This is a genomic window from Acidovorax sp. 59 (assembly GCF_002754175.1).
In the GTDB taxonomy this organism is placed as follows: Bacteria; Pseudomonadota; Gammaproteobacteria; order Burkholderiales; family Burkholderiaceae_C; genus Acidovorax; species Acidovorax delafieldii.
In genome coordinates, this window is the sequence record NZ_PEET01000001.1 from 600,453 (window position 1) to 615,591 (window position 15,139).

Here is a 15,139-nt window from a genome sequence, read left to right on the forward strand (position 1 = left end):
ACCACGGGGGAGTGAAAAGCCAGGCTTCACACCCCTCCGAACGGGGTGCATGCAATCAACCGACAGGGCGCTGGGGCTGCGGGGTGGGGGCACCGGCCTCCTGAAGACGCACAGTCCTGCGCGCCCGTGGTGGCGTCAGTCCATTGCATGCTTCAAGAGCAATTTCCGGGCGGTGGCCGCTGAACGCTTCTACTCTTGGCGTCTGCGTAATTGCAGGATCTGTGCCATGCCAACCCAAGGAGAAACCATGCCCGAACGCCCCCGCGTGCCGCGCCATGGTGCGCGCTGCACCAGCGTCAGGCGTGCAACGGCAACTGTGGTGCGAGGCAGGTCTTTACAGCCAGGGCTTGAGCCAGCCCAGCCCGTCGCTGGTGGCGTGGGCGGCGGCACCGCGCGCGGGGCGGTATTCGCAGCCAATCCAGCCGTCGTAGTCCAGGCTGTCCAACAGCTTGAACAGATAGGTGTAGTTGATCTCGCCCACATCGGGTTCGTGGCGCTCGGGCACACCGGCAATCTGGAAGTGGCCGACGTTGCCCGTGGGCAGGTACTGGCGCACCTTCATGGCCAGGTCGCCTTCCACGATCTGGCAGTGGTACAGGTCCATCTGCACCTTCACGTTGGCGGCGCCGATCTCGGCGATCAGCGCATGGGCCTGGTCCTGGCGGCTGAGGAAGAAGCCGGGCATGTCGCGGCCATTGATGGGCTCCAGCAGGATCTGTATGCCATGGGGCGCAGCCTGCTCGGCGGCGTAGCGCACGTTGGTGATGTAGGTGGAGCGCACGGTGGCTGCGTCTGCCCCCTGGGGCACCAGCCCTGCCATCACGTGGATGCGGGGGCACTGCAGGGCCTTGGCATAGTCGATGGCCTTGGCAATGCCTTCGCGGAACTCGGCCTCGCGCCCGGGCAGGCAGGCCAGCCCGCGTTCGCCCGCGTCCCAGTTGCCGGGCGGGGCGTTGAACAGCACTTGCTGCAGGCCGTTGGCTTGCAGCCGTGTGGCCAGTTCTTGCGCCGGGTAGGCGTAGGGAAAAAGGTACTCCACCGCCTGGAAGCCATCGCGGGCAGCGGCGGCAAAACGGTCGAGAAAGTCCACGTCGTTGTAGAGCATGGACAGATTGGCGGCGAAGCGGGGCATGAAAGATTCCTGAGAAAAAAGCGGTCAGCGGCGCGGTGCGTGGGTGAGCACCTGCGCCAGCCGGTCTTGGTAAAAGCGCGCCAGGCCCACCGTGCTGTGGCCGAGGGTGTCGGCGCTGGCAGGGATCACGTAGGCCTGGGCGTGCGGGATGCGGGCGATGGCTTTGTCCAGCACGCCCAGCTCGGGTGGGTTGCGCTCATCGTCTGCCGAGTTGATGGCCAGCACGCGCGCGGTGATGCGTTCCAGCCCGGGCTCGGGGTCGTAGTCGCGCGATGCTTCCCACTGGTAGATGTGGTCGTTGGCATCGCCACGGAAAGGGGCCTTGAGGCGTTGCTCCACCAGCGCATCGGCCGCAGCGCGGTTGGGGGCCAGCTTTTGCAAGCCCTGGTTGCCCCCGTTGGTGCCGGTGCCAAAGAACACCGACGCAAACTGCAGGCTGCGGGGCTGGCGGGTGTAATTGCCACCCTGCCATTCGGGGTCGTTGCGGATGGCATCCACCAGCAGGCGGCGCATCATCCAGTTGCGGCCCGACATGGCGGCGGGCAGCGAGGCCATGGGCACGGCAATGTCCATGAAATCGGGGTAGCGCTGGGCCCACACCCAGGTGTGCATGCCGCCCATGGAGTTACCGATGATGGCGCGCACATGACGCACGCCCAGGTGCTCGGTCAACAGACGGTACTGCGCCTGCACCATGTCGTCATAGTTGTAGGCCGGAAAGGCGGCGCGCAGGCCGTCTGACGGCTTGCTGGAGCGGCCGGTGCCGATGGCGTCCGGCAGGATGATGAAGTACTTGCGTGCATCCAGCGGCTGGCCGGGGCCAAACAGCGTGCCTGCAAAGCCGGGCGTGAGCATGCTCTCTGCCGAGCCGTTGGTGCCATGCAGCACCAGCACCGGCTCTCCGGTGGGTTCGCCCACGGTGGAGTAGGCCAGCTTGAGTTCGGGCAGGGTCTGGCCGGTGTGGAAGCGGAAATCCTTGACGACCCACTCGCCGTGCTTGGGGGCGGGGTAGTCCGCAGCCGATGCGCCGCCTGTGGCCAGCACGCCCAGCAGCATGGGGGCAAAGGCTTTGCGCCAGAAAGAAAGGGTCATGGTTTGTCTCCTTGGGTATGTTCTTTCATCCCCGCGCCTTGTGCGCAGCCCGCCGGTTACCAGTGGGCACCAAAGCTCTGGCGCAGCTCCTCGATCTGGGGCTCGGTCAGCGACGTGGGGCGAGGCTGGCACAGCATCCACAGGCGTGCGGTTTCTTCCAGCTCCTCCAGCACGGCCATGGCGGCGGCGGGCGTGTCGTGCCACACGTTGGGCCCCAGGCGCGCCAGCATCACGGCGCGCACAGGGCTGCCTTGTGCGGCATAGCGGGTGATGGTCTGCGCCACCAGCGTTGCAGCGGCAGCATCACCCGGGCGGTGGTAAGGGATGTGCGGCACCCGGCCCACCTTCATCACAAAGTAGGGCGTGATGGGGGGCAGCAATTGCGCATCGGGCGCCAGTTGGCCACCTGCAGCGGTGTCGGCCTGCAGCGAGCAGGCCACCAGGTGTGTGCTGTGCGTGTGGATTACGCAGTGCGCAGGGGCTGCTGTCGATGCCGAGGCCTCGTAAATCTGCCGGTGCAGCGCAATGGTCTTGCTGGCCCGGTCGCCCGCCACCTGCTGGCCTTGTGCGTCCAGGCGCGCCAGCCGCTCGGGCTGCAGCGTGCCCAGGCAGGCATCGGTGGGGGTGATGAGGTAGCCATCGGCCAGGCGCACGCTGATGTTGCCTGCGGTGGCGTGCACATAGCCCCGCTCAAACAGGCTGCGGCCCACGCGGCAGATTTCGTCGCGGGCTTGGGCTTCATCCATGAAGGCGGGGGTAGAGGTCATGCCAGCAATTGTGCAAAAGCCTTGGTGAAAAAGTCGGTGCTGCCAAAATTGCCCGACTTCAGCGTGATGTGCAGCCCGTCCTTGGCGTCGGGCGCCACCGCATGGCACCACGGCACGCCGGGGTCGATCTGCGCGCCAATGCGCATTTGCGTGATGCCCAGGGCCTGCACGCAGGCACCGGATGTTTCACCGCCCGCCACGATGAGCTGACGCACACCGCGCTGCACCAGGCCGCGTGCAATGGCGGCAATGGTCTCTTCCACCATGGCACCGGCTTTCTCGGAACCCAGCTTGCCTTGAATGGCGCGCACAGCCGAAGGTTCGGCGGTGGAATACACCAGCACCGGGCCTTGGCCGATGTGGCCCTCAGCCCATTCCAGCGCTTCGGCAGCCACGTCCACGCCTGCGGCGATGCGCAGCGGGTCGATGGCGAGAGCAGGCTTGCCTGCCTTGATGAAATCCATCACCTGCTGGTTGGTCGCCACCGAGCAGCTGCCCGACACGATGGCCTGCAGCCCTTGCGCGGCGGGCAGGCGGGCGGCCTCGTTGCTGGGGGCCACGCCAAAGTTGCCCGGCAGGCCAATGGCCACGCCCGAGCCTGCGGTGACCAGCGGCATGCCCTTGAGGGCAGGGCCCAGGCGCAGCAGGTCGGCGTTGGACACAGCATCCACCACGGCCATGCGCACGCCCTCGGCCTTCAGTTGATCGATGCGTGCGCGGATAGCGGCCTCGCCCTGAGCGACCACGCTGTGGTCGATCAGGCCCACGCGGCTGGCCGTCTGCGCTTGCAGCACGCGCACCAGGTTGGGGTCGGTCATGGGCGTGAGCGGGTGGTTCTGCATGCCGCTCTCGTTCAGCAACACGTCGCCCACAAACAGGTAGCCCTTGAACACGGTGCGCTTGTTGTCGGGGAAGGCGGGCGTGGCGATGGTGAAGTCGGTGCCCAGCGCCTGCATCAGCGCATCGGTCACGGGGCCGATGTTCCCTTCGACCGTGCTGTCAAAGGTGGAGCAGTACTTGAAATAGATTTGCTCGGCGCCCTGTGCCTTCAGCCACTGCAGCGCGGCCAGCGATTGGGCGATGGCCTCTTCTTTGGGAATGGTGCGCGACTTGAGCGCGACCACGATGGCATCGGCCTCCGCATCCAAAGGTGCCGTGGGCACGCCCATGGCCTGCACCACGCGCATGCCTGCGCGCACCAGGTTGTTGGCCAGGTCGGTCGCGCCGGTGAAGTCGTCGGCAATGCAGCCCAGCAGTGCACGTGCGCGGGTCATGCCTTGTCCTTGCCTTCGGGGAGCGTGATGCCAGGGAAGATCTTGATCACTGCGCTGTCATCTTCCTTGGCAAAGCCTGCGGTGGAGGCTTGCATGAACATCTGGTGCGCCGTGGCGGCCAGCGGCAGGGGGAATTTGCTAGCGCGTGCGGTGTCCAGCACCAGGCCAAGGTCCTTCACAAAGATATCGACGGCCGACAGCGGCGTGTAGTCGCCCGCCAGCACATGGGCCATGCGGTTTTCAAACATCCAGCTGTTGCCCGCGCTGTTCGTGATCACTTTATACAAGGCGCTGGCCTCCACGCCTTCGCGCAGGCCCAGGGCCATGGCTTCGGCGGCTACGGCAATGTGCACACCGGCCAGCAGCTGGTTGATGATCTTGACCTTGCTGCCCGCGCCCGCCTTGTCGCCCAGGCGGTACACCTTGCCTGCCATGCCGTCGAGCACGGCACCCGCAGCGGCATAGGCCTCGGGCTTGGCCGAGGTCATCATGGTCATTTGGCCTAATGCGGCCTTGGCGGCGCCACCGGAGATGGGCGCGTCCACATAGTGCAGGCCCAGGACGTTCAGGCGGGCTTCCAGCGCCACGGACCAGTTGGGGTCCACCGTGGAGCACATCACAAAGGTGCTGCCGGGGCGCATTGCCGCTGCTGCGCCACCTTGGCCATCGTCGCCGAACAGCACGCTCTCGGTCTGCGCGGCGTTGACCACCACCGATACCACCACATCACTCACCGCTGCCAGTGCGGCGGTGGTGGCGTGGGCCGTCCCGCCATCGGCCACAAAGGCATCGGCCACGCCGGGGCGCACGTCGCAGACGTGGATGGTGAAGCCGTTGTTGCGCAGGGTCTTGGCAATGCCAGCGCCCATGGCGCCCAGGCCGATGATGCCGACGGTGGGTTTTGTCATGTTGTCAGTCCTTCAAGAAAACGGTCAAGGGGGCTCAGGCCACTAGGGCCCAGAGCAGGGCGGTCATTGCGAAACCTGCGATGCCCAGCACCGTGGTCAACACGGTCCAGGTGCGCAGGCCATCGCCCACGCTCAGGCCCAGGTAGCGGGTCACGATCCAGAAGCCCGAATCGTTGACGTGCGACAGGCCCAGGCTGCCGAAGCCAATGGCAACCGTGAGCAGCGCCACTTGCAAGGGGGAATACCCGCCACCCGCCATCGCATCGGCCAGCAGCCCGCAGGTGGTGATGATGGCCACGGTGGCCGAGCCCTGCGCGGCACGCAGCGCCAAAGAGATGATGAACGCCAACAGGATGAGCGGCAGGTGCGTGGCCGTGAGGCTTTGCGACAGCGCAGCGCCAATGCCGCTGGCCGTGAGCACCTTGGCAAACACGCCGCCTGCGCCCGTCACCAGGATCACGGTGGCGGCAGGGGGCAGGGCAGATTCCATGATGGCGTTGGTGCGCTCACGGTTCCAGCCCTGGTTGCGGCCCAGCAGAAACATCGCCAGGCCCACGGCCACCATCAGCGCAAAGATGGGCGAGCCGATGAAGCCCAATACATTGCGCAGGCTGTCGCCCTTGGGCAGCAGCGTGGCACCGGTGGTGCCGGCCATGATGAGGGCCAGCGGGATCAGGATGAGCGCCATGATGGTGCCCACGCCGGGGGCAGCGGCAGCCTTGGGGGCCTTGGAGTCCGCGCCTTCTTGGCTGCTGCCAAAGGCCGCAAACTGCTCGGCCGTGGTGGGCAGCAGGGGGTAGCCCTTGCGGTTGAGCCAGCCCGACACATACTGCGACAGCGCCGCCAGCGGGATGCAGATGGCCAGGCCAATGATGGTGATCCAGCCAATGTCGCCCTTGACGATGGCTGCCCCACCCACGATGCCTGGGTGCGGTGGCACCACCACGTGTGCGGCCAGCATGATGCCCGCCACGGGCAGGCCGAACTTGATGGGGTTGACGCCCGCTGCCTTGCAAAAGCCGTAGACGATGGGCACCAGGATGATGAAGCCCACGTCAAAAAACACCGGGATGGCCAGAACCAGCGCTGCGGCCGTGAGGGCCATGGGCACCCGTGTGGGGCCCAGCAGCTGCGTGAAGCGGTTGGCCAGGCTGGCCGCACCGCCCGAGACCTCGATCATGCGCCCCAGCATGGAGCCCAGCGCCACCAGGATGGCGACCGAACCCAGCGTGCCGCCCATGCCCGCAATCAGCGTGCTGATGATGTCGCCAATGGGCATCTGCGTGGCAAACGCCACCAGAAAGCTCACCAGCATCATCGCCACGAAGGCGTGGACCTGCCAGCGGATGATGAGCAACAGGAGCAGGGCAATGCTGCCGGCGCCGATGCCGAGAAGTGCAAGGGTGGACATGGACGAGATATCTCCGGGATGGAAGGGGCAGACCCAGGCTGGAGCCGCTCAAAGCGGCCTTGCAGGGGGTTCCAGCTGCACCTTGGTTGGTGTGTTTATATGGTTATCATACAAATTATCGCGCACGGCACTGCTACGGGTTAACCCGCGGCTGCCAGTGCGTGGGCATGGAGGGGGAAGCGGTTTTGAGGCGTTTTGGTGCTCAAGCGCTAGTGCAATATGCCTGAGAAGCTACCAAATATGTAGCAGATCACTGATGTGTTGAGACGCAAGCCCGGCGCACAGGCTTGGGACGTGGCTCAGAACACCAGCGGTGTGGACGCGGCCACCAGCGGCTGGGCCAGCCGAGCGCCGTCCTGGGCCCAGAACGTGAGGTCGGCCTGCTCGATGCGGGCCAGTGCGTTCTTCATGTGCTGCGCGGCAGCCGCCCGCGCGGCCACCGGGTCGCCCGCCTCGATGGCGCGCACGATGTGGCTGTGCTCGTGGGTCACCGCATCGGCAAAGTCGGTGCGGCGCGCCTCGTTGGCACGGGTCACGCGGGTGGCGCCCTTGAGGAACTGCGCCAGATAGTCCAGCGTGCTGATCATGAACGGGTTGCCTGCCGCCCGGGCGATGGCGCGGTGGAACAGAACGTCTTCTTCCACCCCGTCGCGGCCTGCACGCACGGCGTCGGCGATGTGCTGCATGGCGGCGCGTATGGCGGCCATGTCTGCATCGGTGCGCCGCAGGGCCGCCAGCTCGGCCACCTCAGCCTCCAGCGCACGCCTTACCTCCACGATCTGCATCACCGCCTCGCGCGATGCGGCCAGGGGTACATCGAACTGCAGCGGCTCGATGCCCGGAGCCAGCACATACACGCCGCTGCCCTGGCGCGAGTCCACCAGCCCCAGCGACTTGAGGCGCGAGATGGCCTCGCGCACCACTGTGCGGCTCACCTGGAACTGCTGCGCCAGCACCGCCTCGGTGGGCAGCTTGTCGGACGCCTGGATGCGGCCCGCGCGGATCTCGGCCTCCAGCGCGCTGGCCACCTGGTCGGAGAGCTTGGCGCTGGGTTTGACGGCGGAGAACGGCGAAGACATGGGTGGGGCGGGCAGTGGGGCGTGAAGTCGGTGCCGGGATGTACTGGCAGGCCGGGGCGCAGTTGACTTTACCCGAAGGGCACTGCGCCGGAATCGTTTGTTTGCCGCGCTACTTGGGCGCCGGGCAGGAGTCGTCCAGTTTGGCGAGGCCCGCCAGCTTCTGCAGCCGGCTGCGGTTGTCCAGGCAGGCCTGGTGCTGCGCCTCGGCCGCCTTCTGCTGGGCTTGCGCCGCCGCCTTGCTGCGCTCGGCTTGGAGCTGGGCCACACGCTCGCGGATTTGCGGCATCACGGCCAGCGCGGCCTTCTCGCCTTCCACGATGGCATTGGCGCGCTGGCTGAAGTCGGCGGCGCCAATGTCGAGCACCTGGGGGCGGATGATCACGTCGGCCCGCGCCAGCTCGGCCTGGCCCAGCTTCTGGCCCATGATGGCAATCGACTGGTTCAGCGCACCCAGCATGTTGCCCGGCGTTTGGCCCCGGGCCTTGTTGGAGATATCCACCGCGATCACGATGTCGGCGCCCAGCTGGCGTGCGGCATCCACAGGCACAGGGCTCACGATGCCGCCATCCACAAAATGGTATTTGCCGATGGTGACGGGCTGGAACACACCGGGCACGCTGCTCGATGCGCGCACGGCCTGGCCGGTGTTGCCGCGTGCAAACACCGTGCGCTCGCCGTCTTCCAGCCGCGTAGCCACCACGACGAAGGGCTTGGCCATCTGCTCCAGCGGCTTGCGGCGCACCTGCTCGTTCACATAGTCTTCGAGCTTTTGCCCCAGTACCAGCCCGCCGGACGACAGCTGCAGGTCGCGGATCTTGGCTTCGTCCAGTGCCACGGCCTTTTCCTGCATCTCGAAGGCGTTCATGCCGCTGGCATACAGCGCGCCGACCACGCTGCCTGCGCTGGTGCCCGAGACCACGGCGGGCGCCAGGCCATTGGCCTCCAGCATCTTGATCACGCCGATGTGCGCAAAGCCTTTGGCCGCGCCACCGCCCAGGGCGATGCCAATGCGGATGGGTGGCGTGGTGGATGTGGTCGCAGCGGCAGGTGACGCGTCGCCCGCCGCTGGCTGGGTCGGCGCGGTGCCACCGCATGCGGCCAGACCTGCTGCGGCCCCAAGGGCCAGAAGGCGCAAAAGAATGGTCAAGCGCATGCGGTGTGATCCTGCTGTCGTCCAAACGGGGCGGGCAGTATAGCGGCAGGGTGCCGAGTCACCGGTTGGTGGTGTCTTTTGCTCCTGAAAGAGGAGCTGCTTGCGCTTGGCATACAAGCGCCAGAGCCAACTACCGCCAGAAATCGCGGTGCAGGGCCGTGATCTCGTCTTGCAGCGCAGGCACCGGCCCCAGCACCTCGGTGGGGCGCTGGCCGCTCGCAAACACCGTGCGGCAAGGCAGGGCCAGCGTGGGGTTCTCGGGGTGGTCGCCCGTCAGGGCGAGCAGGGCGGCTTCTTCGGCGCCATACAGCACGCGGCCGATGCCCGCCCAGTAGATGGTGCCTGCACACATAGCGCAGGGCTCGAAGGTGGTGACCAGCGTGCACTGGGCGAGATAAGCGCCGGGATAGTTGGCCGCCGCCGTGCGGGCCAGCGTGCTCTCGGCATGGTTCACGGTGTCGATGTTGCCCTGCTCGGCCAGCACGGTCTCGCCATCGGGCGCAACCAGCAGCGCGCCGAAGGGATGGCGGCCCATGTCCTTGGCGCGCTGGGCCACGGCGTTGGCGCGGCGCAGCAGCGTGGCTGCCTGGGCTTCGCTCAACGCCGTCGGGTTATTCACCTTGAGAACCCCGGTGCGCCCAACCCGTGGTGCGTTTTTCGATCCAGCTGAACAGCTCGTACATCACCATGGCCATGGCGCCCACCACCATCAGGCCCGCAAAGGCCAGGCCCATCTGCATGGACGAGCCCGCGCTGATCAGGAGGTAGCCAATGCCTTCGTTGGCTGCGGTCATTTCCGACACCGTGGTACCCACAAAGGCCAGGGTGATGGCGACCTTGAGCGAGCCGTAGAAGTACGGCATGGAGCGCGGCAGGCCCACCTTGGTCAGCACGTCCCAGCGCTTGGCGCCCAGCACGCGCAGCACGTCTTCCAGCTCGGGCTCCAGCGTGGCGAGGCCGGTGGCGATGTTGACCATGATGGGGAAGAAGCTGATGAGGAACGCCGTGAGGATGGCCGGGCCCACGCCAATGCCGAACCACACCACCAGGATGGGCACAAAGGCGGCCTTGGGCAGTGCGTTGAAGGCTGTCATCAGCGGGTACACGGCGGCATAGGCCAGGCGAGAACTGCCGATCACAAAACCTAGCAGCACGCCGACCACGATGGCAATGCCAAAGCCCGCCATCGTGACCCAGTAGGTGCGCCAAGCGTGTGCGGCGATCACGCCGCTGAACTCGACCAGCTGCGTGGCAATGACCCAGGGGCTGGGGAAGAGAAATTCGGGGACGCTGAAGGCCGAACAGATGATTTGCCACAGCAGAATGGTGGCGGTCAGCAGCAGCCAGGGGGACCAGCGCTCTACGGTTTTCTTGTGCATGGTGGGAAGGTCTTCGGGTTACTGCTGGATGGGCGCGCCTGCTTTTCGCAGGGCACCGATGTGGCCGCGCAGTTCATGCACGATGTCGGTGAACTCCTTGGTGTAGGTCACCTCCAGGTCGCGCGGGCGGGGCAGTTCGATCTCCTTGCGCACCACAAACCGGCCGGGGCTCTTGCTCATCACATACACCGTGTCGGCCAGGAAGACCGATTCGCGCAGATCGTGCGTGACCAGGATCACGTTGAACTGCTGCTCGGTCCACAGGTCGCGCAGGATGCACCACAGCTCCTCGCGGGTGAAGGCATCGAGCGCGCCAAACGGCTCGTCCAGCAGCAGCATCTTGGGCTCGTGGATCAGCGCGCGGCAGATGCTGGCGCGCTGCTGCATGCCGCCCGACAGCTGCCAGGGGAACTTGTCCTCATAGCCCGCCAGCCCCACCTTTTGCAGCAGCTTGCGGGCGCGCTCTTCGTATTCCTTGCGTTTTTGCTTGAAGTTGCTGCGGTAGGGCTCGACGATTTCGAGCGGCAGCAGCACGTTATCCACCGTGGTGCGCCAGGGCAGCAGCGAAGGCGCCTGGAAGGCCATGCCCGAGACCTTCAGCGGCCCCGTCACCGGCTGCCCGTCGATGAGGATCTTGCCCATGGAGGGCATCTTCAACCCGGTGGCCAGCTTCATGAAGGTGGACTTGCCGCAGCCCGAGGGGCCCACGATGGCGATGAATTCGCCCTGGCGTACCTGCAGGTCGATGGCTTCGACCGCAAACTGGTTCTTGGCGCGCAGCTCGTCGTTGTAGGCAAGCCAGACGTCCCGGAAGTCCACAAAATAGTTGTCAGCAGCCTGCATGGAAGTCTTTGTGCTCATAACGGCTGCAAGCGCTAGTCAATCATGCGCCTGCAGCTATCAAATTAATAGTGTTTACTTCTTCGGCAGGATGTTCAGCTCGGCAGCGCTGGGCAGAAAGCTGGCGTTCCACACATCGTCGGCGTTCACACGGGTCTTGGTGTTGAACGCATCGGACACCTGCGACGCCATCAGCGAGAGGCGGCCGGGCTTGAGCTGGCCGAAGCCTTCGGTGCGGGCGTCGGGGCTGTTGATCACCGTGTCGATGGCCAGCTGCAGGCGACGGGTTTCGAGCGGCACGTTCACGATGCCGTCGCGCGCCTTCACGTATTCGATGGAGGCTGCGGGGTTGGCAATGACTTCCTTGGCGCCCTTGGTGAAGGCCGACAGGAACGCCTTGATGGCGGCCGGGTTCTCCTTGATGAGCTTGGGCGATGCGATGATCACATTGCCATACAGCTTCACGCCGAAGTCGGCATAGGGCAGCACCACCACATCGGCGGCCTTGGCGCCCCGGGCTTCCAGGTTGAGCAGCGAGGTGAAGGTGAAGCCGGTGATGGCGTCCACATCGCCGCGCACCAGCATGGTTTCGCGCAGCGGGGGGTCCATGGCGGTCCAGGTCACGGCGCCGATGCCGTTGGCCTTCTGGAAGATGGGAAACGCGCGGCGGCCTGCGTCGAACACGGGGGCGCCCAGCTTCTTGCCGGCCAGGTCGGCGGGCTTGGTGATGCCGCTCTTTTTCAGCGCCATGACCGAGGCGGGCGTGTTGTTGTAGACCACCATCACCGCCACGGGCTTGTTCTGCGCGTCGGGGTTGTTGGCGTGGAACTCCATCACGGCGGCCAGATCGGCAAAACCCATGTCGTAGGTGCCCGAGGCCACGCGCTGCACCGCGCCGCCGGAGCCGTTGCCCGCATCCACTGTCACGTCCAGGCCTGCGGCCTTGAAGTAGCCCTTGGCCACGGGTTGCAGGAACAGTGCGGCAGGGCCTTCAAAACGCCAGTCCAGCTGGAACTTGATGGGCGTGGTGGCCTGCGCCTGGGCCAGCGAGGTACTGCCGATCAGGGCCAGGGCGGCGGCGGTTTGCATGAACAGTCTTTTTTTCATTCGGGGCTCCTGTCGGGCGAGGGGAAATTCGGTGAGGGAAGGCACTGGCCCCTTTGATGGGCCATGGTCCTGCAGTCAGCAAAAACGATGCCCGGTTTGTGTACGCGGGTGCTTTGCTGCGCCCCATTGTTCACCGAAGTGGTGCGCGTCAGCATGCTGGGTTTCCCGAAATGGTGCATGCGCAGGGCCAGGGGTTGGCTTGCCCATGAAAAACGGGGCCCGAGGGCCCCGTTGCAACGGTGTGTGGGCAGGCCTGCTCACGGCCTGCGCTCAGGTCAGCACGGCACAGCGCGCTCAGCGTGGCCGGGCGGCAGCGCTGGCCACGGCCAGGGCCGTCATGTTGAGCACCCGGCGTACGGTGGCGGCCGGGGTCAGGATGTAGGCCGTGGCAGCGGCGCCCATCAGGATGGGGCCCACCGTGACGCCACCGCTGGTGGTCGTCTTGAGCACGTTGTAGAGGATGTTGGCAGCATCCAGGTTGGGGCAGATCAGCAGGTTGGCCGAGTCCGTCAGGGTCGAATCCGCCATGTAGGCGTTGCGGATGTTCGGCTCCAGCGCGGCATCGCCGTGCAGCTCGCCATCACACTCGATCTCGGGGTGGGCGGCCACGAACAGGTCGCGCGCCTCGCGCATCTTGCGGGCCGATGCGCGCTTGGACGAGCCATAGCTGGAGTGCGACAGGAAGGCGACCTTGGGCGGGATGCCAAAGCGTTGCACCTCCTGCACCGACATCCAGGCGATGTCCGCCAGCTGCTGGGCCGTGGGGTCTTCGTTCACGTAGGTGTCGGCAATGAACAGCGTGCCCCGGTTGGTCATCAGCGCGTTCAGGGCAGCGTAGTTGTGGGCACCTTCCTGGCGGCCAATGATGCTGTGGATGCGTTCCAGGTGCGTTTCGTAGGTACCCACCAGGCCGCAGATCATGGCGTCAGCATCGCCCAGCTTGACCATCAGCGAGGCGATGATGGTGTTGGAGCGGCGCACGGCGGCCTTGGCCACTTCGGGCGAGGCGCCGTTGCGCTTCATGAGCTGGTGGTAGTGCTCCCAGTACTGGCGAAAGCGCGGGTCGTCCTCGGGGTTGCACACCTCCACGTCCTTGCCCAGCTGCATGCGCAGGCCGGCCTTGGCGATGCGCGCGGCAATCACGGCGGGGCGGCCGATGAGGATGGGCGTGGCGATCTTGTCGTCGATGGCCATCTGCGCAGCGCGCAGGGCGCGTTCGTCTTCACCGTCGGCGTAGGCCACGCGCTTTTGTGCATCGGGCAGGGCCTTGGCCGCGTTGATCACGGGGCGCATCAGCATGCCGGTCTGGTAGACAAAGCGCGACAGCGTTTCCTTGTAGGCCTCCATGTCTTCGATGGGGCGCGTGGCCACGCCCGATTCAGCAGCGGCCTTGGCCACGGCGGGCGCGATCTTGAGGATCAGGCGCGAGTCGAACGGCGTGGGGATGAGGTAATCGGGGCCAAAGGTCAGCTCTTTGCCTGCATAGGCGCTGGCCACTTCTTCGCTGATGTCGGCCTTGGCCAGGTCGGCGATCTGGCGCACGCAGGCCAGCTTCATGGCCTCAGTGATCTTGGTGGCGCCGCAGTCCAGTGCGCCGCGGAAGATGTACGGGAAGCACAGGACGTTGTTGACCTGGTTCGGGTAGTCCGACCGGCCCGTGGCGATGATGCAGTCGGGGCGGATGGCCTTGGCGAGTTCGGGGCGGATTTCAGGCTCGGGGTTGGCCAGGGCCAGGATGATGGGCTTAGGGCCCATGGTCTTGACCATCTCGGCCGTGAGCACGCCGGGGGCCGAGCAGCCCAGGAACACGTCGGCGCCGTTGACCGCATCGGCCAGCGTGCGGGCGTCGGTCTTTTGCGCGTAGGCCGCCTTGGATTCGTCGTAGCCCCCGGGGCGGCCTTCGTAGATCACGCCCTTGGAGTCGCAGACAAAGACGTTCTCGATCTTCACACCCAGGCCCACCATCACGTTCAGGCAGGCAATGGCGGCCGCGCCCGCGCCCGACACGGCAATCTTCACCTGGTCGATCTGCTTGCCCACCAGCTCCAGTCCATTGAGCAGCGCCGCGCTGCTGATGATGGCCGTGCCGTGCTGGTCGTCATGGAACACCGGGATGTTCATGCGCTTGCTGAGTTCGCGTTCGATGTAGAAGCACTCGGGCGCCTTGATGTCTTCGAGGTTGATGCCGCCCAGCGTGGGCTCCAGCGCCGCGATGATCTCGATGAGCTTGTCGGGGTCGCGCTCGGCCAGTTCGATGTCGAACACATCGACGCCCGCGAACTTCTTGAACAGGCAGCCCTTGCCTTCCATCACCGGCTTGCTGGCCAGTGGGCCGATGTCGCCCAGGCCCAGCACCGCCGTGCCGTTGGTGATCACCGCGACCAGGTTGCCGCGCGAGGTGAAGTCAAACGCCTTGGAAGGGTCGGCAGCGATGTCCAGGCATGGGTAAGCCACGCCCGGCGAGTAGGCCAGCGACAGGTCGCGCTGGTTGGACAAAGGCTTGGTGGGGGTGACCGAAATCTTGCCCCGGGTGGGGTTGCGGTGGTATTCGCGCGCAGCGTCGCGCAGGGCCTGTTCGGCGGCGGAAATGTTCTGTGTCATGCGGAAATCCTGGAAGTCCTGGGCGGAAAGCAAAAACAAGGGTACCCGATGGCGTGGGCGGCTGGCATGCAGGTTTATGCGGATGCAGCATAAGAGCCTGTTCAAAGTCTTTTTGGAGTCGCACAAGTCCCTTGCCGGGATGGGATGCCAGGCGCGGTGCGCTGCCAATAGCCCATGCTATTGGCAAGCGCCGCAACGCCGCAGACCGCCCGGCAAGGCACTTGCCCGAAGGGTTGGAGTGAAATCGGGTGATTGGACGCCCCGGCTGCTTGCATGGGCACGAGCCCATGCGGCGCACCCGACGCATCCACTCATCCCGATTGCACTCCAATGCGATCTCCAAAAAGACTTTGAACAGGCTCTAAGGCCAAAACCCCCTGGCAGCCGTGGCGGACA

13 protein-coding genes are annotated in these 15,139 nt (G+C 65.8%); all 13 read right to left on the reverse strand.

The genetic code is table 11. The features are described 5' to 3' along the window. Positions 1-334: 334 nt before the first annotated feature. The 13 genes from otnI to CLU87_RS02880 all read right to left on the reverse strand — a co-directional run bounded on the left by otnI (position 335) and on the right by CLU87_RS02880 (position 14,743). Entirely contained in the window at positions 335-1,132 is a 798-nt protein-coding gene (gene otnI / locus CLU87_RS02820; RefSeq protein ID WP_099729430.1) for a 2-oxo-tetronate isomerase, read from the reverse strand. Positions 1,133-1,156: 24 nt separating this feature from the next. Then, positions 1,157-2,224 carry an alpha/beta fold hydrolase gene (locus CLU87_RS02825; RefSeq protein WP_099729431.1) on the reverse strand — a complete coding sequence of 356 codons (1,068 nt, stop codon included), beginning with the start codon at positions 2,222-2,224 and terminating at the stop codon, positions 1,157-1,159. Between the two features lie 56 nt (positions 2,225-2,280). After that, a complete protein-coding gene (locus tag CLU87_RS02830; RefSeq protein ID WP_099732009.1) occupies positions 2,281-2,970 on the reverse strand; it encodes an aldolase in 690 nt (229 codons plus the stop codon). A 17-nt stretch (positions 2,971-2,987) separates the two neighbouring features. After that, positions 2,988-4,265 carry a 3-oxo-tetronate kinase gene (gene otnK / locus CLU87_RS02835; RefSeq protein ID WP_099729432.1) on the reverse strand — a complete coding sequence of 426 codons (1,278 nt, stop codon included), beginning with the start codon at positions 4,263-4,265 and terminating at the stop codon, positions 2,988-2,990. Next, the gene (ltnD, locus tag CLU87_RS02840) at positions 4,262-5,173 is read right to left on the reverse strand and encodes an L-threonate dehydrogenase (RefSeq protein ID WP_099729433.1); all 912 of its coding nucleotides are present in this window, start codon (positions 5,171-5,173) and stop codon (positions 4,262-4,264) included. The genes otnK and ltnD overlap by 4 nt, the downstream gene beginning before the upstream one ends. 34 nt (positions 5,174-5,207) lie before the next feature. Continuing rightward, positions 5,208-6,584, reverse strand: coding sequence for a GntP family transporter (locus CLU87_RS02845; protein WP_099729434.1), 1,377 nt, complete (start codon positions 6,582-6,584; stop codon positions 5,208-5,210). Positions 6,585-6,883: 299 nt separating this feature from the next. Continuing rightward, positions 6,884-7,663, reverse strand: a complete 780-nt coding sequence (locus CLU87_RS02850; RefSeq protein ID WP_099729435.1) for a FadR/GntR family transcriptional regulator — start codon at positions 7,661-7,663, stop codon at positions 6,884-6,886. A gap of 109 nt (positions 7,664-7,772) precedes the next feature. Further along, the gene (locus CLU87_RS02855) at positions 7,773-8,816 is read right to left on the reverse strand and encodes a patatin-like phospholipase family protein (RefSeq protein ID WP_099729436.1); all 1,044 of its coding nucleotides are present in this window, start codon (positions 8,814-8,816) and stop codon (positions 7,773-7,775) included. A gap of 130 nt (positions 8,817-8,946) precedes the next feature. After that, positions 8,947-9,435 carry a nucleoside deaminase gene (locus CLU87_RS02860; protein WP_255409855.1) on the reverse strand — a complete coding sequence of 163 codons (489 nt, stop codon included), beginning with the start codon at positions 9,433-9,435 and terminating at the stop codon, positions 8,947-8,949. Continuing rightward, positions 9,428-10,195: an ABC transporter permease gene (locus CLU87_RS02865; protein ID WP_055394856.1), complete on the reverse strand. Its 768-nt coding sequence runs from the start codon at positions 10,193-10,195 to the stop codon at positions 9,428-9,430. Before CLU87_RS02865 ends, CLU87_RS02860 begins: the two co-directional genes overlap by 8 nt. Before the next feature lie 18 nt (positions 10,196-10,213). Beyond that, positions 10,214-11,038: an ABC transporter ATP-binding protein gene (locus CLU87_RS02870; protein WP_056060735.1), complete on the reverse strand. Its 825-nt coding sequence runs from the start codon at positions 11,036-11,038 to the stop codon at positions 10,214-10,216. A gap of 72 nt (positions 11,039-11,110) precedes the next feature. Beyond that, complete coding sequence (locus CLU87_RS02875) at positions 11,111-12,142, reverse strand: ABC transporter substrate-binding protein (RefSeq protein WP_099729438.1); 1,032 nt, start codon at positions 12,140-12,142, stop codon at positions 11,111-11,113. A 294-nt stretch (positions 12,143-12,436) separates the two neighbouring features. Next, the gene (locus CLU87_RS02880; RefSeq protein WP_099732010.1) at positions 12,437-14,743 is read right to left on the reverse strand and encodes an NADP-dependent malic enzyme; all 2,307 of its coding nucleotides are present in this window, start codon (positions 14,741-14,743) and stop codon (positions 12,437-12,439) included. Positions 14,744-15,139 lie beyond the last annotated feature (396 nt).

Bases quoted from the DNA above. Each gene is read 5' to 3' on its own strand.
- otnI (WP_099729430.1), bottom strand. From the start codon at position 1,132: ATGCCCCGCTTCGCCGCCAATCTGTCCATGCTCTACAACGACGTGGAC.
- CLU87_RS02825 (WP_099729431.1), bottom strand. From the start codon at position 2,224: ATGACCCTTTCTTTCTGGCGCAAAGCCTTTGCCCCCATGCTGCTGGGC.
- CLU87_RS02830 (WP_099732009.1), bottom strand. From the start codon at position 2,970: ATGGATGAAGCCCAAGCCCGCGACGAAATCTGCCGCGTGGGCCGCAGC.
- otnK (WP_099729432.1), bottom strand. From the start codon at position 4,265: ATGACCCGCGCACGTGCACTGCTGGGCTGCATTGCCGACGACTTCACC.
- ltnD (WP_099729433.1), bottom strand. From the start codon at position 5,173: ATGACAAAACCCACCGTCGGCATCATCGGCCTGGGCGCCATGGGCGCT.
- CLU87_RS02845 (WP_099729434.1), bottom strand. From the start codon at position 6,584: ATGTCCACCCTTGCACTTCTCGGCATCGGCGCCGGCAGCATTGCCCTG.
- CLU87_RS02850 (WP_099729435.1), bottom strand. From the start codon at position 7,663: ATGTCTTCGCCGTTCTCCGCCGTCAAACCCAGCGCCAAGCTCTCCGAC.
- CLU87_RS02855 (WP_099729436.1), bottom strand. From the start codon at position 8,816: ATGCGCTTGACCATTCTTTTGCGCCTTCTGGCCCTTGGGGCCGCAGCA.
- CLU87_RS02865 (WP_055394856.1), bottom strand. From the start codon at position 10,195: ATGCACAAGAAAACCGTAGAGCGCTGGTCCCCCTGGCTGCTGCTGACC.
- CLU87_RS02870 (WP_056060735.1), bottom strand. From the start codon at position 11,038: ATGCAGGCTGCTGACAACTATTTTGTGGACTTCCGGGACGTCTGGCTT.
- CLU87_RS02875 (WP_099729438.1), bottom strand. From the start codon at position 12,142: ATGAAAAAAAGACTGTTCATGCAAACCGCCGCCGCCCTGGCCCTGATC.
- CLU87_RS02880 (WP_099732010.1), bottom strand. From the start codon at position 14,743: ATGACACAGAACATTTCCGCCGCCGAACAGGCCCTGCGCGACGCTGCG.